Origin of the sequence: Fibrobacter sp. UWH4 (assembly GCF_900142475.1) — a bacterium.
Classification (GTDB): Bacteria; Fibrobacterota; Fibrobacteria; order Fibrobacterales; family Fibrobacteraceae; genus Fibrobacter.
Genome location: NZ_FRAY01000002.1, coordinates 550,854 through 570,282, shown reverse-complemented (window position 1 = coordinate 570,282; position 19,429 = coordinate 550,854). Strand labels below are relative to the sequence as shown.

The 19,429-nt window shown below is 53.0% G+C and carries 16 protein-coding genes; 5 read left to right on the top strand and 11 right to left on the bottom strand.

What is annotated here, in order from left to right; all coding sequences use genetic code 11:
* The first annotated feature begins 20 nt into the window (after positions 1 to 20).
* Positions 21 to 410, top strand: a complete 390-nt coding sequence (locus tag BUA93_RS05180) for an HU family DNA-binding protein (protein WP_072977991.1) — start codon at positions 21 to 23, stop codon at positions 408 to 410.
* A gap of 97 nt (positions 411 to 507) precedes the next feature.
* Here BUA93_RS05180 and BUA93_RS05175 read toward each other — a convergent pair whose 3' ends face one another.
* Genes BUA93_RS05175 through glmS form a run of 8 tightly spaced genes read right to left on the bottom strand, consistent with a single transcriptional unit; the run spans position 508 to position 9,199 of the window.
* Complete coding sequence (locus BUA93_RS05175; protein ID WP_083597145.1) at positions 508 to 1,212, bottom strand: pseudouridine synthase; 705 nt, start codon at positions 1,210 to 1,212, stop codon at positions 508 to 510.
* The gene (locus tag BUA93_RS05170) at positions 1,212 to 2,105 is read right to left on the bottom strand and encodes a hypothetical protein (protein ID WP_072977989.1); all 894 of its coding nucleotides are present in this window, start codon (positions 2,103 to 2,105) and stop codon (positions 1,212 to 1,214) included. Before BUA93_RS05170 ends, BUA93_RS05175 begins: the two co-directional genes overlap by 1 nt.
* Positions 2,106 to 2,109: 4 nt before the next feature.
* The gene (locus BUA93_RS05165) at positions 2,110 to 2,688 is read right to left on the bottom strand and encodes an MlaC/ttg2D family ABC transporter substrate-binding protein (protein WP_072977987.1); all 579 of its coding nucleotides are present in this window, start codon (positions 2,686 to 2,688) and stop codon (positions 2,110 to 2,112) included.
* A 22-nt stretch (positions 2,689 to 2,710) separates the two neighbouring features.
* Positions 2,711 to 4,072 carry a TolC family protein gene (locus BUA93_RS05160; protein ID WP_072977985.1) on the bottom strand — a complete coding sequence of 454 codons (1,362 nt, stop codon included), beginning with the start codon at positions 4,070 to 4,072 and terminating at the stop codon, positions 2,711 to 2,713.
* 50 nt (positions 4,073 to 4,122) lie between these two features.
* Positions 4,123 to 4,824, bottom strand: coding sequence for a lytic transglycosylase domain-containing protein (locus tag BUA93_RS05155; RefSeq protein WP_072977983.1), 702 nt, complete (start codon positions 4,822 to 4,824; stop codon positions 4,123 to 4,125).
* Positions 4,814 to 5,503, bottom strand: a complete 690-nt coding sequence (locus BUA93_RS05150; RefSeq protein ID WP_072977981.1) for an STAS domain-containing protein — start codon at positions 5,501 to 5,503, stop codon at positions 4,814 to 4,816. The genes BUA93_RS05155 and BUA93_RS05150 overlap by 11 nt, the downstream gene beginning before the upstream one ends.
* 3 nt (positions 5,504 to 5,506) lie before the next feature.
* Positions 5,507 to 7,366: an alpha-amylase/4-alpha-glucanotransferase domain-containing protein gene (locus tag BUA93_RS05145; RefSeq protein ID WP_072977979.1), complete on the bottom strand. Its 1,860-nt coding sequence runs from the start codon at positions 7,364 to 7,366 to the stop codon at positions 5,507 to 5,509.
* A gap of 6 nt (positions 7,367 to 7,372) precedes the next feature.
* Complete coding sequence (gene glmS / locus BUA93_RS05140) at positions 7,373 to 9,199, bottom strand: glutamine--fructose-6-phosphate transaminase (isomerizing) (protein ID WP_072977977.1); 1,827 nt, start codon at positions 9,197 to 9,199, stop codon at positions 7,373 to 7,375.
* A gap of 124 nt (positions 9,200 to 9,323) precedes the next feature.
* Between glmS and BUA93_RS05135 the strand changes: the two genes are divergently transcribed.
* Both BUA93_RS05135 and BUA93_RS05130 read left to right on the top strand, forming a co-directional pair.
* Positions 9,324 to 10,421 (top strand): FKBP-type peptidyl-prolyl cis-trans isomerase, encoded by a 1,098-nt coding sequence (locus tag BUA93_RS05135; RefSeq protein WP_083597143.1) that lies wholly within the window; start codon positions 9,324 to 9,326, stop codon positions 10,419 to 10,421.
* 99 nt (positions 10,422 to 10,520) lie between these two features.
* On the top strand, positions 10,521 to 11,834 hold the full coding sequence (locus BUA93_RS05130; RefSeq protein ID WP_254793856.1) for a M23 family metallopeptidase: 1,314 nt from the start codon (positions 10,521 to 10,523) through the stop codon (positions 11,832 to 11,834).
* Here BUA93_RS05130 and BUA93_RS05125 read toward each other — a convergent pair whose 3' ends face one another.
* The 3 genes from BUA93_RS05125 to BUA93_RS05115 form a co-directional block, all read right to left on the bottom strand.
* The gene (locus BUA93_RS05125) at positions 11,835 to 13,259 is read right to left on the bottom strand and encodes a S41 family peptidase (RefSeq protein ID WP_072977974.1); all 1,425 of its coding nucleotides are present in this window, start codon (positions 13,257 to 13,259) and stop codon (positions 11,835 to 11,837) included.
* A 50-nt stretch (positions 13,260 to 13,309) separates the two neighbouring features.
* Positions 13,310 to 14,545 (bottom strand): S41 family peptidase, encoded by a 1,236-nt coding sequence (locus BUA93_RS05120; protein ID WP_139257783.1) that lies wholly within the window; start codon positions 14,543 to 14,545, stop codon positions 13,310 to 13,312.
* Between the two features lie 136 nt (positions 14,546 to 14,681).
* On the bottom strand, positions 14,682 to 15,434 hold the full coding sequence (locus BUA93_RS05115) for a leucine-rich repeat domain-containing protein (RefSeq protein WP_072978145.1): 753 nt from the start codon (positions 15,432 to 15,434) through the stop codon (positions 14,682 to 14,684).
* 264 nt (positions 15,435 to 15,698) lie between these two features.
* On the opposite strand from BUA93_RS05115, the gene BUA93_RS05110 reads away from it, so the two are divergent.
* Both BUA93_RS05110 and BUA93_RS05105 read left to right on the top strand, forming a co-directional pair.
* Entirely contained in the window at positions 15,699 to 17,594 is a 1,896-nt protein-coding gene (locus BUA93_RS05110; protein ID WP_072977972.1) for an AIPR family protein, read from the top strand.
* Between the two features lie 126 nt (positions 17,595 to 17,720).
* Entirely contained in the window at positions 17,721 to 19,340 is a 1,620-nt protein-coding gene (locus BUA93_RS05105) for an acyl-CoA carboxylase subunit beta (RefSeq protein ID WP_072977970.1), read from the top strand.
* Positions 19,341 to 19,429: the final 89 nt, after the last annotated feature.

Below are 19,429 nucleotides of genomic sequence, written 5' to 3'. Positions count from 1 at the left end.
GATAAACCTATATTTAGGGCGTGGCAAATATAACTAAACAAGCATTGATTCAAGAGATCGCCAAGTCCACTGGATTTGTGCGCAACGACATAAAGACCGTTATCGAGCAGTTTCTCGACCTTTTGGCCGAAAAGCTGATAGAGGGCAACACCATCGAAATTCGTGGCTTTGGCACTTTCGCCTGCAAACCGCGCAAGGCGCGCCCGGCTCGTAATCCTCGTACGGGAGAAACGGTCCTGATCGAAGAACGTATGGTCCCTTCGTTCAAGTTCAGCAACGACATCAAGGACAAAATCAATTCTCTCGAGGCGATTGTCGAAGGCGTGAACGCCAAGCTGGAATCCGAAGGTAGCGACGTGATGATTGCCGTCCAGTCGCAGGAAACCCCGACCGATACCGAATCGAAATAGAATCTAGCCTGCTAAAATATTGCCGAGAATTTAAGGCCCCGACTTTTAGTCGGGGCTTCTCTTTTTAAGAGGGAATGAATCTGCTGGGGTGAAAGCTTTACGAAAGTGCCGCGACTTCTTCTTCGGTCAGGTAGCGCCACCCGCCCTTGCCGAGCGTCTGGTCCAGCACCACCGGGCCGATGGCTTCGCGCTTCAGGGTTTCCACGTGGTTGCCTACGGCGGCGAACATGCGACGCACCTGGTGATACAGTCCTTCGCCAATAGAAATCAGTACCGAATCTCCATCGATCACGATGTCCCGTGCAAGCACCGGACGCCGTTCGTCCTTGAGCATTACGCCGTTCAGCAATTCGGTCATCTGTTTATCGGTGAACTCCCGCGCAAGCGTTACCCTGTACTGCTTCAGGTAGCCTTTCTTGGGACTTTCCACCTTGTGGATAAAGTCGCCCTGGTTTGAGAAAAGCAGTAGGCCCGAGGAATCCGCATCGAGGCGCCCCACGGTCTGGATTCCCATGGCGGAGAACCGGTCGGGGAGCAGTTCAAACACGGACTGGTGGTCGCGGGCGTTATGGCTGCATTCTACGTCCAGCGGCTTGTCCATCATGATGTAGAGCTTTTCGATGGTCGGAATTTCTTCTCCGTTTACGGTGATGGTTTCGGGGCGTTCCTTGAATTCCACGAAGGGGTCTTCCTGGACGGCGCCGTTCAATTCGACTACGCCCATGCGGACGAGCGCGCGGCATTCTTTGCGAGAGCCGAAACCGAGGGAGGCTAGCAGTCTATCTAGGGTCAATGCGGGCATCAGTTATCCTCCATCATCATTTTTACAATCTTGCCGCGGATGAATCCGAGTTCGGGGAGTTCCCCGGTCTTGAGTATGTGTGAGCGTCGACGCCAGAAGCTCCAGGCGACAATGCCTCCGTAAAAGAGCGTCGCGATCGAAAGTCCAAGAATGCGGCACAGGTTTACCGAAATCCGTACGTGTCCTTCGATGCGTGGATCATGGTCGCGAGTCCAGTCCATGCGGAAGTCCCAGTTGCCAATGTAGGGATAGCTCTTGAGGAATCCGTTCAGAGCGGCGGCGTATCCCATGTGGTGGTATTCCATACGGAAACCCTCGACAAAGCAATCTACGAAACGGACGCGGAAGAGCCTGAACAAGGCGGACATCCAGTGGCGTACAGACCACCAGGCGCGGGAGTCGAATTCGGGGGTCAGGAGAAGCGTCCAGAATTCCTTGTCGGTAAGGGACCGCTTTTCTTTAGACTCAGTTTCATTTGATTCAACTTCGTTCGATTCTTTCTTGATATTTTCTTTCTCGTCCTTTTCTGCAACCGTTTCGGCAGTTGCTTTCGTTTCTGTCGGTTCTTCCGTTTTTTCTTCAGTCTGCTTGGGAGTGTCCTTTTTTTCTACCGGTGCAGCTGGCGTGGCGGTAGACGCTTCACCTACGGAATCCTTGTCCGTGTCCACTTGTGTTGCAGATTGTTTTTCTGGCACATCTTTGCGTGTGTCATCACGAGAACGGTCGCTCGCTTCCTTGCGGAAATTTTTACTGAAAGAGCCGAGAACCTTCTTGTAAAGGCAAACGCGCGCGTTTACCTCGTTAAAATCCGCACCGAAATCAATCCAGAAAACAAACGGGAAAAATAGGGCGACTAGCGCCAATGCACAGAGTACGCCCAGGAGCCAGATCAAGGAGCTACTTCTCCGTTTCGTCAGCCTTCTTGCTGATGATGTCGATCAGTTCGGCAAAGCTCTTGTTCTTGAGAATCTGGCTGAACTGTTCCTTGTAGTTGCGGGCGGTCGAAAGGTCGTCAATGACGAGGTCCCAAGCTTTCCACTTGCCGTCGACAAGGGTCATCTTGTATTCAAGGACCGATTCCTTCCCCTTGTTCCAGAGGTGGGCTACGACGCGAGCTTCGCTGTCCCCTTTCATCTTGGCGGGTTCGTAAATGGTGGAATCGGCGCGGTACAGTTCCAGGCGCTTGGCGCTGGAGTTTCTGACCATGCGCTGGAATTCGTTTACGAATTTATCCTGCGAGGCGGCGTCCTGAGCTTTCCAGTCATTTGCCGAAAGGGATTTCTTTGCCAGAAGGGCGAAGTCGAACGAATCGTTCAGAAGGTTCTTGACTCGTTCGGTTTCCTTGGTGTTCCTGCTGGATTTCTTCAAAAGGGTCTGCAATTCGGAGTCCTTTTTCTGGATGGCCGCGACGGGGTCTTCGGCGGCAAAGGCCATTAACGAAACACAGGCTACCGTAACCAAAATCTTCTTGAACATGCTTACCTCCATTAAACTTTAATCACTGATTCATGTAAATCGTGTGGAAATCGTTCAGCGACATTCCCATCTTTGCAATCAGCTGCGCAAATTCCACGTTGTACTTGCATACGGCAAAATAGTAATCTTTCTGCATCGTTACATTCTGAGTGTAGGCCGAAACCAGTCCGCTTGTCTGCGACTTGTCCAAATCATATTTCATGGCGGCGCCCTTCAGGATTCCTTCCGAGGCGCGCAGGCTTTCTTTCAGGGCGTCCATCTTTTCCTTGGCGGTGACAACCTGGTAATACTGTTCTTCGGCCTGGCTCATGAGGCCGTTCGTGGCGTAGGATTCCTTGAGTTGGAGCCCGCGCAGGTCGGTGCGGGCGGAGCGGTAGTTTTCCCAGCTTTTCCAGAAATTCAGGTTGTAGCGCACGCCAAGTCCGATGAGCCCGTCCAGTTTGTTGACTGCATCTTCGGCGAAGGCGTCCTTCTGCATGACGCTACGGTTTCCTGCCCAACTCTTGACGTATTGTACCTGGCCCATGATAAAGAATTCGGGGGCGAGTTTCGCTTCGGCGAGGTCCAGTTGCAGGCGACGGGCACGGAGCCCTGCCGAAAGTTGTCTCAGTTCCGGGTGGTGCTGGACGGTCAGGTTTCGGACTTCTTCGAGGGTGGGAAGTGTTTCCGATCGCGGTGTCAGGGCGGAATCTTCAGTTGCAAAAGAGTCCTCTTCACGCAGGTTCAATGAAAAACGGATCGCTAGCATCACGCGTTTCATGCCGAGGTTCGCTTCGGTGACTCCTTCCTTGACGGTATGCATTTTTGCCTTGAGGTTCAGGAGGTCCATCTGCGATACGTTCGGGTCGTCATCGTCTAGGGCTTCTTCCAACTTTTCGTAGGCTTCGTCCACTTTCTTTTGGGCGTCCGTTGCAAGGCGGATCATTTCGCGGGCGAGAAGGTAGTTGTAGTAATAAGTCTGTAGTTCGACATCCTTCTTGTGGATGTTGTTTTCGATGTCAAATGATTTTTGCTGGATATCCGCTTCGATCGCCATCTTGCCTGCGCGATACTGTCCCAGGTTCAGGGGCTGGATAAACTTGGCTTCGACGCCCCAGAAGGGGCCCATTCTTGAGAAATCGTAAACTTCTACGGTGTCTCCGTCCTGTAGCTCGTTTTTTAGGCCGGGAGCGGGGCCTACCATCATCGTGACGTAGAATGTCGGGAGAATCGCTTCGGACTTGAGCTTGCCGAGCTGATTTTTCTTGGCTTCGGCTCCGTGCTTGAGTTCCTGAATTTGCGGATTGGCGGCAAGGCCTTCGTTGACAAAGCGAGTCAGGTCGTACCGGACTTCACCGGCAAGCGCCATGGACGCCATCAACAGGAATGCCACAATACGGAACATAACATAAATGTAGCAAAATACGGAGAATGTTGTATACCGGTGGTCGCTTGTTATGGACTGCTCGTCTCCAAAAAATCGATTCCGGTCAGTTTGCGGTATTTGGAAATGACGTGCTCGTAATATTTTGTCGGTAGAGGCTTGCCCGATTCCAGCATACGGTCAACGGCGGAGTGTCCAAGGTTGTACGCAATAAGGGCGTCCTTCCAGTTGCCGTATTTTGAAATCAGTCGGATTAGGTAGGCAGTGCCGACGGTCACGTTGATTTCTGGCTTGAGGAGGTCTTCTTCGGTTTCGATATGCAGTCCAAAATGGGCGCCCATTTTCTTGGCGGTTTCAAGCTTGATTTGCATTAGCCCCAGTGCTCCGGAATAGGCTCCCGATTGCATGCGCCCGCGGGCATTGGGGTTGCCGTGGCTTTCCTGGGCAACGACCGAGAGAATCAGGAGCGGGTCGGTCGCATAGGATCGTGAAATCTGCCAGATTTGTTCTGTCAGCATTTCCCGCTGTTCCTCTGTCAGGCGGTTTTTGGAAAGATGGGCTAGCGCCTTGTTGATTTTGACATAATCGACGGTCCATTTCCCCCAGACACTCAGTTGGTCGAGCTCGCCACGCAACAGCGTTTCCTGCTTGGCGAGTTCCTTAATTTCGGCCTGCCTCGAAAACCAGTAAGACACGAATAGTCCGAGAGCTCCGAAACAGAGGACCAGGATAATCGCAAGAGAAAGTTTCGAAATGCGAACGTTACTTTTCACGTCGGGTGTTCTCGAGGTATTCTAGATAACCGACCCAGTCCTGGATGAGTCCAAAGGAGCTGAGCATGGTCGTATCCTGTACGACGCCCAGCTTGCGGAGAGGCCCGATAGAGGATTCCAGTTTGTCGATTTCCTTGATATAGCGTTCCTTCTGGTTCTGGAGCGCGATGATTTGGGCCTGCTTGTCAGAGAGGTCGTGGCCCTGAGTCGAGATGATTATTAACAAAGTAACAATCCAACCGACGATGAGCGAAAGGAAGGCGACCGCGACTCCGGAACTGATGGTGATGCCGGAACGGAGCCCGTAATGTAGGCCAATTTGCTGTAACTGTTTCTTGGTTCCCGATTTCTTGTAGGCGTTACGGTTTTCGTAGATTTCGAAAATGTTCAGGTACCTGGAAAAGTAATCGTAGAGTTCAGCTGAATCGAAGATCAGGATTAGCGCCGATTTTTGCGACTTGACGCGGTTTAGGAGCTCCAAGAAGACGCTCAGGTAATGGTCGCTGGTAAAGTGGGCGTTCTGCAGGTTCAAGAAGAAAAAGCAGCCTGGCCCGTCGACAAGCATGTCGAGCTTTTCCTTGACGGCCGAAAGTTGCGCTATGCCGAGCGAACCCGATAGGGTGAGTTCAACATCGTTTCCACGAGATTCTACTTGGATGTCTATCAGGTCGGACTTCATGAGTTATCTCTTGGAAATGTGGACGGTCATCTTGAATTCGGTTTCGTTGAGGCTTGCAAGTGAAAGCTTCCAGAAGGGGAATATGCGGATGCCTTGCAATGCTTCGGGAGCAGCGAGTGCGGATGCCCCGAAAATCGGGGCGACCAGGAGCGAGGTCCTGGTCTCGAAATCAAGACGGATGCGGCAATCCGTAACGGAGTCCTTGATTTCGATCCGCCTTGCATCGGGGAAAATCAGGGGGTCGCGGAAGTTGAACTTGAGGGCGTCGCCATCAACGAGAATGTCGCGGTCCGTTGTTCCGCAGGCGAGTAGGCCGGTCTCGAGGAGTGTCCCGAAAAATCCTTTAGCCTCGGCAGTACCGTTGTTCTTGAGCTTGTACTCCAGCTCGAATTCGGAACCCGTTGCCGAAAGGGCAAAATTCTTTTCGACTTCAAGGATGCCGCTCTGATCGCCGATTTTGACTTGCTGTTCCGAGAGAAGCTGGATGTCCGTCCCAGCATCGTGTCGCTTGATCTGATAGTCAAACGGGCTTACGAGAATCCCCTCGCGGTCCGAAAGGAGCTGGTCGAGCTTGGAGGCCTTCTGTTCCGTGTTCGGAAGAACAAAGTCGAGGAAACCGACCGCAGGTTCTCCGTCGTCGCGCCAGGAACTCAGTAGGTTGTTTTCGGGATCCTTGGCGTTCAGGATTCGAAGAATTCCGCCGCCGAAATAGTCCAGTAAGAAAGAGTAGGAATGGTTTTCCGCCCAGATGTACTTGTGGCCGTCAAGCATGAAGTCTGCGATGTCTAGCCGGATTCCGTCAAAGGACACGAGTTCTGTCAGGCGATTTGCCACCTGGAGCAGGAATCGAGCTCCCCACCAGCGGACCATGGGAGTCCGCATCCCTTCGCAGTCCTGCATATCGCGGTAGTAGATGGGCGACATGGCGGGCATCAGCATCTGGTAGATTTCTTTGAGTTCGTGGTCTTTCAGAGTGTCCTTGGCGCGGTGGTAAAGCGAAAGGAGCGTCTTGTGCAGCAGGTTGACCTCTGGCCTTTTTACGAGAAGTTCTCGACAGGTCTTGGCGGTTGCAGGAAGCCCTATTTTTTGCCCGGCGGAAAGCAGAAAACTGATTCGGCCTTCGGAGGTCTGTTCATTGACGACGCTTGCGACGGTCTTCGTTTCGAGCTCATTCGTTTCAAGGAAGTCAATCAGCCTTTCGAAGAAAGGAATGATGTCGCCCGGCTGCGGTGGAATATCCAAGGCGATGACCGCCGTCTTTCCACCTCGGCAGTATGGCTCTGCAATTTCAGGCCAGTGAAAGTCATCTTCGGCAATGGTTCGAGAAAGCGTTTGCGAAATGGGGACAATCTTGAGGAATGCCCCCTTGTCTTCGACGGAATACCATCCCGAAACGGGTGTCGTGCGTCCGAGGGCGTCCTGTAACGATGCTTCTTGTACCAGGGCGTATTCAAATCGGTGCTCTTCCAGGAGGTCGGTCATTTCCATTTCCCAGACCATCGAGGTATTGAAGTAGCCGGTTGGTTCGACCTTGAAGTGTTTCCACAGGAAATTTCCGTGCTGTTCCAGCTGCATGGATTGCAGTTCGGTCGGGAAAAGCGGCAACATCGGGTCGTAAAATCCGCCGCCCAGCAGTTCCAGGCTTCCGTCCTCGATTGCATTGCGCAACTTGTTTATTTTCTGCGGACCTGCTACATTGCAAACCGTTTCCAGTGTCGGTCCGTCCATGAACAGCGAAATGTTCATCTTGCCTGAATCGAGGCCCATAAGGACTCCCGAAAGCAGGTTTTCCGCCACGGCATCTAGCTTGGCGTACGCCGTCGAAGGAGGCAACTGAAGGACGAACGAAAGAGACGGTTTCATAGGACTTTATTCCACGGTGACACTCTTCGCGAGGTTTCTTGGCTGGTCCACGTCGTTTCTACGAAGCACGGCAATGTGGTAGGCGAGCAGCTGGAGCGGCACGCAAGTCACGATCGGCATGAGCATCGGGATGGTTTTTGGAACCTTGATCAGGTGGTCTGCAATTTCGTCGAGCGGGTGACAGTCTTCGGTCGAGATGGCAATCACCTTGCCGCCACGGGCCTTGATTTCACGAACGTTACTGATGACCTTGTCGAACAGGGCGTCCTTCGGGGCAATCACCACGACCGGCATGTTTTCGTCAATCAAGGCAATGGGCCCATGCTTCATTTCGGCGGCGGGGTAGCCTTCGGCGTGAATGTAGCTGATTTCCTTGAGCTTGAGGGCGCCTTCCATGGCGACGGGGTAGTTGAAGTGGCGGCCCAGGTACAAGAAGTTGTTCGCCTTCACGTACTTGTTGGCGATGCCTGCAATCTGGTCCGAAAGCTTGAGAGTCTGCTCCACGAGTTCCGGGAGTTCCTGCATGGCCTTCACGATGTCGGAGCCTGCTTCAAAAGAAAGTCTGCGCTGGCGGCCAAGCAAAAGGGCAATCATGGCGAGCACGGTCACCTGGCTGGTGAACGCCTTGGTGCTTGCCACGCCGATTTCGGGGCCTGCGTGCAGGTAAACGCCGCCGTCGCTTGTGCGGGCGATGGTAGAACCCACACCGTTACAGATGGCAAGAGCGGTAGCGCCCTTCTGCTGGGCTTCTTTAAGGGCGGCGAGCGTATCGGCGGTTTCGCCGGACTGGCTAATGGCAAGAACGAGCGTGCCCGGCTTGATAATCGGGTTGCGGTAACGGAATTCCGAGGCGTATTCCACTTCGACCGGGACGCCGGCCAAGTCTTCGATCATGTATTCGCCGACCATACCGGCGTAGTAGCTGGTGCCGCAGGCGGTAATAATGATACGGTTGATGTTCCTCAGTTCCTTGATGTTGGTGTCGAGACCTGCGAGCTTGGCGTTGCCTTCGGCGTACAGCAGGCGGCCGCGCATGGTGTTGCGGAGCACTTCGGGCTGCTCGAAAATTTCCTTGAGCATAAAATGGGCAAATCCGCCCTTTGCAATAACGTCAGCGTCAAATTCTACATCCTGCACTTCGTGTTGCACCGGCTGGCTGTGCGTGTTCAGCAGGTTGTAGCCGTCTTCCTTGATTTCCACGATGTCGTTGTCGTCCAAGTAGACAACCTTCTGCGTGTGCATGATAATTGCGGAAACATCGGAGGCCAAGTAGAATTCGTCCTGTCCGATGCCCAAAATGAGCGGAGATCCGCGGCGGGCTCCGATAAGGGTGCCGGGTTCGCTCTTGCAGATGACGGCAAGGCCAAATGTTCCTTCGATTTTGGAAATCGCCTTGAGGACGGCTTCTTTGAGGTTGCCGTTGTAGTAGCGGGCAATCAAGTGGGCGACGACTTCGGTGTCGGTTTCGGACTTGAATTCGATTCCTTCGGATTGGAGCTTCTTCTTTAGAATGGCGTAGTTTTCGATGATGCCGTTGTGCACGATCGAGATGTTTCCGTCAAAGCTCTGGTGCGGGTGCGCGTTCTGTTCTGTGGGGGCGCCGTGGGTGGCCCAACGGGTGTGGGCGATACCGATATGACCGTGGAGAGGCTTGCTCTTCAGCTTGTCTTCCAGGGCAGCTATCTTGCCGGAAGCACGGACCGTTTCAATTTTTCCGTCTTCAATCAAGGCGACACCCGAGCTGTCATAACCACGATATTCAAGTTTCTTAAGTCCGCCAATCAAAATCGGCAATGCATCATTTTTACCTATATAGCCAACAATTCCGCACATAGTAAATCCTTTATATGTTAACGGTCGTTAATATACGAATTTCTTTTGGTAAAATTGAGTTACAATTGGTCTTTTGGCGTAAGATTTTGTTATTTTTCTCCCTGTCTAACCAAAAGAGGAACAAATGAACAAAAAATTGCTTATTGCCGCAGGCGCTCTCGCCTTTGCTTTGACCGGATGTGACCAATTGTGCCAGGGTCCGAAGACCAAGACTGCTCTGGTGACGGAAAAGGACAAGTACAGCTACGCTCTCGGAGCCCATTTCGGTAACCAGGCTCGTTTCCAGCTGGTGACCCGCGATTCCATCGACCTGGACCTCGATCTTTTCATCCAGGCTTTCAAGGAACGCTACAACGAAGATTCCGCTCACTTCCTGATGAACGATTCCACGATTTTCCAGACTCTGACCGACCTTTCCCAGGCTCGCCAGGCTGAAAAGAACAAGAAGGACAGCCTCGCTGCCGAAGCCAACAAGGCTGCAGGCGAAGCATTCCTCGCCCAGAACAAGACTGCCGAAGGCGTCGTGACTACCGAATCTGGCCTCCAGTACAAGGTGATTGCCGAAGGTACGGGTGCAACTCCGGCCGATGGCGACATCGTGAAGGTCCATTACACCGGTAAGCTCCTTGACGGCACCAAGTTCGACAGCTCCGTCGACCGTGGCGAACCGCTTGAATTCCCGATCAGCGCCGTGATTCCGGGTTGGACCGAAATGCTCAAGCTCATGAAGGTGGGCGAAAAGGTCACCGCTTGGATCCCGAGCGACCTCGCTTACGGTCCGCGTGGCCGTGGCCCGCAGATTCCGGGTAACAGCCTCCTCGTGTTCGAAATGGAATTGATTGATACTCACGCTGCCGATGCTCCGGCCGCTGAAGCCCCTAAGGCCGAAGCGCCGAAGGCTGAAAAGAAGGTTGCTGCTAAGGCTGCTCCGAAGGCTGAAGCTAAGGCCGCTGCCGCAAAGCCGGCCGCTGAAGCTCCCGCTGCCGCTAAGGCTGAAGCCAAGCCCGCAGCCGCAAAGCCGGCTGCCGAAGCTCCCGCTGCCGCTAAGGCCGAAGCCAAGCCCGCAGCCGCAAAGCCGGCTGCTGCTCCCGCTGCCGCTAAGGCTGAAGCCAAGCCCGCTGCCGCAGCCCCGGCTGCTGCTCCCGCTGCCGCTAAGGCTGAAGCTAAGCCCGCTGCCGCTGCTCCCGCTGCTGCCCCGGCCGCCCCGGCTGCCGCACAGTAATCGGCTGACAATGTGATTTGCGAAGGGGCCCCGCGGTAAACCGCGGGGTCTTTTTGTTTTCATATTCTATATTTGTCGCATTATCGTTTCGAGGTTTTCGTGAAATTTATTCTGTCGATGGCGTTGTCCGCGTTTTTTGCGTTGTCGTTGCTTGGTTGCAATGAACAGGAGAAAATTCAAGGCTTAAAGGCGGAAGGCGACCGGCTTCGCGCAAAGATCGATTCGCTTTCCGCGGCTATCGATCACGTTCAGGCGTTTCCTGGAAACTGGATTGTTCAAAACGACACCGTACGCGCGGGGGACGGCCTTTTCCAGGTGCTTGTCCGCATGCAAATCAACGAACGCGAACGCGGAAAGATTGTGCTCGCCCTGCAAGATAGCGTGGAACTTTCGAAACTTCGCGTGGGGCAGGTTTTCTATGCCGCCCTTGATTCGGCGGGGAGTGTCCAGAAGTTTCGCTATGCTCCGAACCCGGCGACGATCCACATGCTCACCCATACGGATTCGGGATATGTCTACAAGCTGATTGAAAAACCGGTAACGCGCCGTCAGTCCATTTTCGAGGGAGCCCTCACCGAAGGCAGCACCCTGAACGGCGCCCTTTTCAAGGTGGGAATTCCCGGTCGCATGGTAGGCATCGTGAGTGGCGTGCTGCAGTGCAAGGTGGCGTTCCCCTTGGCCCGTGCCGGCGACAAGTTCCGTATTTTGCTCGAAGAAACATTCTACCAGGATTCCATTTGGATTGACGGTCGCGTGGTTTATGCGGAATTCGACGGTCGCATCGTGGGCCATCACGAAGCCTTCCGTTACGAAGATCCGGATCCGAAGAGTTCCTTTAACGCCCACTATACCGAAAAGGGCGAAGCGCTCGTTTTCGATGGCTTGCGTTACCCGCTCGACCGCCTGCATGTTACAAGTCCTTTCGGTAGCCGCATTCACCCCATTACGGGCCAACGCAAAATGCATGCCGGTATTGACTATGGTAGCCCCACGGGTACGCCGGTTTACGCTGTTGCCGAAGGTATTGTGACGGTTTCGGGTTTTGATCCGTTCAGCGGAAACAAGATTGCCATTCGCCACCGCGACCGCTCCGAAAGCTGGTACATGCACCTTTCTGTTCGCGGCGTCAAGGTGGGCTCCAAGGTGGCTGCCCGTCAGTGCATTGGCCGCGTGGGGTCTACGGGTCGCAGCACTGGCCCGCACCTGCATCTGGGTTTCAAGAACGAAAAGGGCGCCTGGATCAATCCGGCTTCCAAGACGATGATTGCCGCCCCGAAACTCGAGGGCGAACGCCTTGCCCGCCTGCATAAGGAAGTCGCCGAAATCCGCAAACAAATAGAGGCGACTCTCGCCGCCCCTGCCGTCAAGGCTAACGACACCACCGACGTGATGGTGCGTATGCGAAACCTTTAATTAGAAAAATTTGGCTTTGCGGAGTCTCGGCTTCAAGTCCTTCAGGGTGGGAATCTTGCCTTCCTGCACCTGTGTCCCTGTTTTGGAGAAGTGATAGAGTCGCTTGGTCCCGTAGCCGGCCGTACGTTTTTCAGAGGCATTCTTGGCGAGTTCGATCGCTTTTGCCATTTGTTCTTCTGGATCGTCGATTTCGTAGTCGGGGACAATGCCTAGGTCGTGGAAACTTTCCCAGTTCTTGTCGAAACCTTGCAGGGCTGTTATCAGGGCAAGTCCGCCGTAGAGTGTTGAATCGAATATCTGGCCGATCTGTTTCCCGTATGTCAGTTGGCCTACAACAGGAGTGCTCCTATTTGTTGTTAATGCTGAAAGCATAAGCTCGGCGCAGCTTGCCGAGGCGGTATCGGCCATGAACACATAATAACGTTTTTTCCCGAGACCATCGGCAGTTGCAGTGTAGGTTAGAGTGTCCATTTTCTGAATATACCGTATATTCCTACCTTCGAAAACAGAGTCTAAATGAGCTTCTATGTCAATAGTAATTGTGTCTCCCTTGGAAAGAAGTTCTGCGGTTATACCGTTGCATTGCCTTGTTTCTCCACCGGGGTTTCCGCGTAGGTCAATAATGGTCGATTTTGCTCCTTCAGTTTTTTTGAGGGCTGTAAGAAATTCTCCGTAGGATCCGCTGTCGCTAATCGATGTCACGACAAATTTCTTAATCTGGATGACCGGAATGGAATCTTGATAAGTGAGCTTGACAGAGGGCTCGTTGTATTCGTCTACGATGACTGCGGCAACGACCATTTCGTCATTGCGGTCTACGACAATCTTGATGACGTCTCCGATATTGCCTGTACACATGGCATCGAAGTTAGAGGTCGTCGAAATGCTAAGCCCGTCTATTTGGACAATGATATCGCCTATTTGGAGTCCAGCCTTTTCTGCAGGGGAGCCCGGGTATATATCCGAGATGCGTAAGTATTGGGATGTGCTGTCAGTAATTTCTTCGACTTCCGCACCGATTCCTCTAATTGTATGGGTTTCAAAAATGCTTGCAAGAACCTGAGGGGCGACTTCCGGATCAAAGTATTGGGTGAAAGGGTCTCTTAATTGGCCGTACATATAGCACACGTCGTAATAGTCGGATGTGCAGTACCCCTTGGAGAAGTTGTCATTGTCGGATTCCTTTCCTAGATAGACCTTGTAATCGTCGGCGAGTTCGTTGCGTAAATGACCGTAAAGGTAGAAATAGTCAAGCAAGACATAGTTGTAGTAGAGCTCCGCCTCGTATTTGTCGGTAACTTCGTCCATCCGAGGGAAAATTTCGTTGGAAGGCTGGCTGTTGCTGTCGTCACTGCTGGTGGTCTGCGTACATGCCGAAAAAATGAGGGCCGCCGCCAGGGATATCAATAAATAGAAATGCTTCATACAATCCTCGCTAGGATTTAAAATAGAAAATGTTGTGTTGGACTTTCAAATCAGAAATTTGAATTTTCGATGGAACCGCCTTCGAACTTATACCTGCGAAGTACAGAGGGCTCTTTGTCGAAAATGCCGGAACGGCTCTTCAGGAGGGGAGCGGTTCCGTAATATTTCTGGATGGCTTCTATGCCGCACGAAAGGGTGGCGCTTTCGCAAGGGTAGTCGGGGATGACGCCTTTTTTGTGGTAGGAGTTCCCCTTGGGTGTCAGAAATTCCCAGTTGGTAATGATGGCGAGCCCGCCGTTCATCGTTTTCCAGGTGCTTTGGCCGATGCCCTTGCCGTATGTGGTCTCGCCTGCGACGGGGATGTTTGCCGCTTCTTGAAGCGCGGCGGCGAATATCTCGGAACAACTTGCGCTTCCCTTGTTGACCAGGAGAACGAACTTTCCTTTTTCACCGGAGTCGCCCGATTTGGCCCTTTCCGATTTTTCCCTGTAGATAGTCTTTCCTTCTACGGAAAGGTCTCGCGATGTTCGAGTCGAAATGACGCCATCTTTGATAAACAAGTCTGCCATGGCGATGCAATGTGATACATGTCCACCGGGGTTGTTCCGCAGGTTGATGAGGCGAGGTTCGGTCGTGTTTTGGGTGGAATCGAGATAGGTCTTGAGTTCTCCCAACGAGCCGTTTTTCTGGTCGGCGGTATTTAGCTTGAAACTGGTGATGGTAATGATTGGAATCCCGTTCAGGGTGTCGAGGAATATCGTCGGGGCGTAGACATCTTCTTTAGTTAGGTTGTACGAAATAGTGCCGCTGGTGTAGGCGACGGTGAGAGTAATTTCCTTGCTGTAGGTCAAAATGGAATCGTATACTTCGAATGCGTTTTCTCCGACGATGTCGACTCCGTTTGCGTTCATGATGTTACCGTAGCGTTTGATACCGGCGCGTCCGGCAGGTCCTTCGGGATAAACGCGGTAGATGATTAGCGGGTATTCTTTTTGGGGAAATTTCTCGTATTCCATTCCGACATCGCCCGGGACGATACTCGTGTTGATGTGGGTAATGGTCGCTTCGCTTTTGGATGGCGGAATATAACGGGTGAATGGGTCGGACAGTTTGTTGTAAAGCTCCTGGACCGAGTCCCCGTTTTCGTCTAGCTGTGGCAGTTCGTCTTCGAACAGGTACGTTTGCTTGAGCAGCCAGTAGTTATAACTGTATTCTGTCGGCTCGGGAGTGCTCTCGACGGGCTCGAAAAAATCGCTACAGGCAGTGAGGAAAAAGGCGATGAGCACGCTCGCTGTGCTCGCTTTGAGCCATGAGCATTTGTGCGTTCGCTCTTTTTGCTTTTTTATTTCAAATAACAAAGCGAAACTCCTCTCACACCTCAAAGCGTAGCGACCTCATAGCTCAACGGCGCTTTGCGCCGGCCTACTGGTCGATGCTTAGTCCCTTCTTGTCCAGTAGCACGCGCGGGATTCCGCCTTCGAGCGGGTTTTCCACCACGGAAATCGTTTCGAGGCTATCGCACTCGGCGAGGCTTTCGGGGAGGGTCGCGAGCTGGTTGGCGTCGAGTACCAGTTCCTTGAGCTTCTTCAGGTTGCCGAATTCGGAGGGGATGGCGCCCAGGTTGTTGCCCGACACCATCAGGACTTCCAGGGATTCCAGGTGAGAAAGGTTCGCCGGGATCGAGGTGAGGTCATTGTTGTCCAGGTAGAGCTTGCGGAGCTTTTTCAGCTTGCCGAGGGTTGCCGGTACTTCGGACAGCATGTTGTCGTGGAGGCTCAACTTGGTAACGTTAACCCACTTTCCAACTTCGAGAGTCAGGTCCAGAAGCTGGTTCTTTGCGATATTTACCGTTTCAAGTTTTGTAAGGTTTCCGACGGTGTCCGGAAGTTCGGACAGGCTGTTGTAGCCCAGGTACAGGTGCTCCAGGTTGGTGAGCTCGCCGATGGTCTCGGGGAGTTCCATCAGGTCATTTTCGCTCACGGAAAGTTTTTTCAAATTCTTGAGCTTGCCGATGTCGTCGGGGAGTTCCACAAGCATATTGCGGTCGAGGATCAACTCTTCTAGGTTATCCAGTTCAAAAAGCTCCTGGGGGAGGAGTCTCAGGTCTTTCTGGGAAAGGTCTAACGAAGTGGCTTTTTCGGCCTTGGCCTTGGCGATAATATCTAGCAAATTCATGGGAACATCTCCTATATTGTAAATCATAGCATTTTTGGTCAAAAAAGACGGACGAATGACGAAAAAAAGTAAAAAAGTATGTTTTTTATACAAATGTTCACTATAAATTGACCCGTTTTTGAAAAAAAATGAAAAAAGTTGTCCTTTTTTTTTCGCAAACCCTCTTTTTGAAACTATTTTTAAGGGGCAAAATACGATAATAATGGTAAGGTGCCTCATTTGCACCTGACTTTTGCTATTGTAAATAACAGAACTGAGGAAAAAATGGAATTAACCAAATCGCAGGAACGCCGTCTAGCATTCGTGGCTAGCCTCTTGAGTCTCAATCCGAACGACCCTACTGACCGAATTAAGGCACTCCGGCATCTAAACCTTGATGAAAACGGCTGCTTCCACGGATTCCAATATTCCCAAGGCTTTATGGAATTCTTCATCTTCCTCGATGAAGATACTCCGCTTGAAAAGGTCGTTGCCCACCTGAATTCCGACCTCAAGCAGTTGCAGATCGCCGTGTTCCGTACGAGCGATCCTCCTAACCCGTTCTTCATGTCGCTGCGCGAAGAGGCTGACCCCTGGGCGGTCAACAAGATTAGTGACGATGAAGAAGGCGAAGACGATTCCGATTCTCCGGCAAGCCGCCCCTACATGGAAACGCTCGAAATTACGGTGCTCCGTACCCGTGCAAGCCGCGACATCACCGACTCCGAACTGGAACGTACGCTCAAGGATATGCGTCGCAAGCTCCTGATCTGGAAGAACGACGTGAAGGCCAAGCTTGAAATTATCGCCGAACACGACGACTTGACCCGCGATTTCCGCAGCGCTGACGACAAGCTTGAAATTGTGATGGATTCCGATCCGCTCCACCTCACGAGCGATCATGGCGAACTCTTCCTCGGTTTCTGCCCCATCCGTACGATTTTTGATTACCACGTGAACCTGGGTAAGCGCCTCAAGACGAAGCACAACATGGCTATCGTCTCCAGCAACATCCGTACTTACCTCGGCAACCTCACTCACACGAACGCGGCTTTGATCGATGCCTTCCAGACGATGGAACGCAACGACGACCAGAACGTGAACGTGGACGATTTCCCGTTCCTGCACAACGGTATGACCCTGACGGGTGATGACCTGCGCCTCAAGGAACGCGACGGCAAGAAGGTGCTCTATATTGAACGCCCGAAGATTATTAACGGTGCCCAGTCCCTGTTCACCTACGAACAGTACGCCAAGAAGAGCAAGAAGCCGGTGAACCCGCAGGTGCTCGTGAAGGTCGTGGTGCCGTACCCCGGTGCCGACAACTTCCTGAACCAGGTGACCATGGCCAACAACCGCCAGAACCCGGTGTTCAGCTACCACCTGCGCGCTGCTGACGACTTGCAGTTCTTCATTTGGCAGCGTTACCAGGAAGAAGGCTTTACCTACGTTTATAAGGATGGCGTGCGCCTGAAGGCACGTACCCGTAAGCTCGAAGTGCGTATGCGCCCCGAACTTGCCAAGACCCTCTTCATGATGGACGGCAAGCTCAGCGAATGCCGCTCCAGCGACTGCATTTTCGATAAGGAAACCCTGTACCAGCGTTGCTTCGGCGCATTTGTGCGCGTGGCACCGGACAAGGAAAAGGATTTCGTCCGCAAGACGATCGCTTTCACCAAGGCATGGCAGTTGCTTAGCCGTTTGCCGATCAAGATTCGCCGCGTTACCCCGGGTAAGGGCGTGTCTATCGAAGCGAACGACGATAACCCGCTGACCCGTATCACCTGGAACGGCCGCCTCGAAGACAAGTTTATCTTCCGTAGCGCTGTGAAGGACCTGGTGGTGGCCCTTGCCCTGAAGCACTGGCTCATCTACGGTGATCCGATTCAGGACTTTGAATGGCTCGTCGAAAACGAACTCAACTTCAACGATTCCATCCTCAAGTATGCGGCCCGTATCTACACCGACGACCTGAAGGGAATCCTGATTAGCGAATTCAAGGACAATCCGGCTTACTACGATACCATCACCACCATCGACAAGGATAGTGGCGAATCGGTGGAACGCCGCCTGTGGAAGGGCTTTAGCAACACCGCTACTTATGACAAGATGATGGATCTTCTGTGCAAGAAGAATCCCGCTTGGGAAAAGTGCCGTGGCGGAATCGAAGCTTTCATCTAATCGATTCCTACAAACTTCTTCCATCTTTATTATTTAAACAAAAAGAAACAAAAGCCGTTGACTAGCTCAACGGCTTTTTCTAATTTTGGCTACGAAAATCTTACAAATACAGGAGTTCTTTACAAAATGTGGAACGAAAAGTATATCGCTAAGCTGGATAGCTACCTGGCTCAGGCCCAGGCGGCAGGTGGGGCTGCCCGTGTCGATAAGCAGCACCAGTCTGGAAAGTGCACTGCTCGCGAACGCATGGAAATGCTGTTCGACGAAGGTACGTTTGTTGAAGTCGGTGCTCTCCGCAAGTCGAGCAACCGCGTGCTCAAGGAAAGCAAGGTCGTCCTGGGTGACGGCGTCGTGACCGGTTACGGCAAGGTGAATGGCCGTCTGGTGTTCGCCTCTTCTCAGGACTTTACGATGGGTGGCGGCTCCTTGGGCCAGTGCCACGCCGAAAAGATTTGCCGCGTGATGGACATGGCTGTCGAAGCTGGTGCTCCGTTTGTCGCCATGAACGATAGCGGTGGAGCCCGTATCCACGAAGGCGTGTTCTCCTTGGCAGGCTATAGCGCCATCATGGCCCGCAACGTCTGGGCTTCGGGCGTGATTCCGCAGATTGCCGTGATCATGGGCCCCTGCGCTGGTGGCGCCTGCTATTCTCCGGCTCTGAGCGACTTCATTTTCATGACGCAGAACACGAGCCAGATGTTCCTGACGGGCCCGGCTGTGGTGAAGCTGGTGATGGGTGAAAATATTACCGCTGCTGACCTCGGTGGCGCTCAGGTGCATACTTCCAAGTCCGGTGTGGCTCACTTCATGTACGAAGACGACAAGAAGTGCCTCGAAGGTGTCCGCAAGCTCCTCAGCTACTTGCCGCAGAGCAACCGCAAGGAATCTGCCGAATGCAACTGCAAGATTGCCGAAGCCGCCAAGAATGACGAAGGCTTCTTCAAGAAGCTGTTCTCCAAGTCCGAATCGAACGAAGTGGCAGCTTCCTTCGACAACAGCGCCTCTATCCAGGACATCGTTCCGGATAACTACAAGCAGGCCTACGACGTGAAGTCCGTGATTGCGGCCTTTGCCGATGCAGACAGCTTCTTTGAAGTGCAGAGCGACTGGGGCAAGAACGTGGTGATCGGCTTTGCTCGCTTGAACGGCGAAGCGATCGGTATCGTGGCTAACCAGCCGAAGGTGCTCGCCGGTTCCTTGGACGTAGACGGTTCCGACAAGGCTGGCCGCTTTGTGCGCTTCTGCGACGCGTTCAACATTCCGCTTTTGGCTCTCGCTGACGTTCCGGGCTACATGCCGGGTTCCAAGCAGGAATACTCGGGCATTATCCGCCACGGTGCAAAGCTCCTTTACGCCTTTGCCGAAGCAACCGTGCCGAAGGTGACGCTCATTCTGCGTAAGGCTTTCGGTGGCGCCTACATCGCCATGAACAGCAAGGACGTGGGTGCCGACTACGTGTTCGCCCTCCCGATTGCCCAGGTGGCCGTGATGGGTGCCGAAGGTGCCGTGGAAATCATCAACAAGAAGGAAATCGCTGCGGCTCCGGATCCGGCTGCTGCTCGCGCCCAGTGCATCGCCAAGTACGAAGAAGAACTGATGAACCCCTACGTTGCCGCCTCCATGGGCGTGGTCGACGAAGTGATTCACCCGGCCGATGTTCGCAAGCGCCTCATTGCCGCCTTTGATGCCTTGAAGACCAAGGAACAGAAGCGTCACTGGAAGAAGCACGCGAACATACCGCTATAATACAGACCGGATCGGCTAAATTCTCCAGAATTCTTACTCTGAAGCCGATCCTCTCGCAACCGCCCTCGGTTAACACCCGAGGGCTTTGT